Annotated in this window: 1 rRNA gene; it reads right to left on the bottom strand. The window is 59.0% G+C overall.

From position 1 onward, the window contains the following. Positions 1–787, bottom strand: a 23S ribosomal RNA gene (locus tag RBH18_RS43890); the annotation flags it as partial.

Raw genomic sequence — 787 nt, forward strand, 5'->3', positions numbered from 1 at the left:
AGGCTGACAGGTCCCCTTAACGTTCCAGCACCGGGCAGGCGTCAGTCCATATACATCGTCTTACGACTTCGCATGGACCTGTGTTTTTAGTAAACAGTCGCTTCCCCCTGCTCTCTGCGGCCATACCACGCTCCAGCAGCAAGTGCCTTCACGCGTCCGGCCCCCCTTCTCCCTAAGTTACGGGGGCAATTTGCCGAGTTCCTTAACCACAGTTCGCCCGTCGCCTCGGTATTCTCTACCTGACCACCTGTGTCGGTTTAGGGTACGGGCCGCTCAGAACATCGCTAGAGGCTTTTCTCGACAGCATAGGATCACTGACTTCACCTGAATCGGCTCGGCATCACGTCTCAGCCTTCATGATGGGCGGATTTGCCTACCCACCGGCCTACACGCTTACCCCGGCACAACCACCGGCCGGGATCAGCTACCTTCCTGCGTCACCCCATCGCTAAACTACTACCACCCAAGGTCCCAGACTCCATCACCGCCGGCCGAAGCCTTTGGTGACTTTGCGTGGTTAGTACAGATGGGTTCGTCTTGGGCGCTCTTTTGCGGGTACGGGAATATCAACCCGTTATCCATCGACTACGCCTCTCGGCCTCGCCTTAGGCCCCGACTCACCCAGGGCGGATTAGCCTGGCCCTGGAACCCTTGGTCATCCGGCGGAAGGGTTTCTCACCCTTCATTCGCTACTCATGCCTGCATTCTCACTCGTGCAACCTCCACGGCTGGGTCACCCCGCCGCTTCACCGGTAGCACGACGCTCCCCTACCCATCCACACACCTG

Source organism: Actinoplanes oryzae (assembly GCF_030757795.1).
Lineage (GTDB): Bacteria > Actinomycetota > Actinomycetes > Mycobacteriales > Micromonosporaceae > Actinoplanes.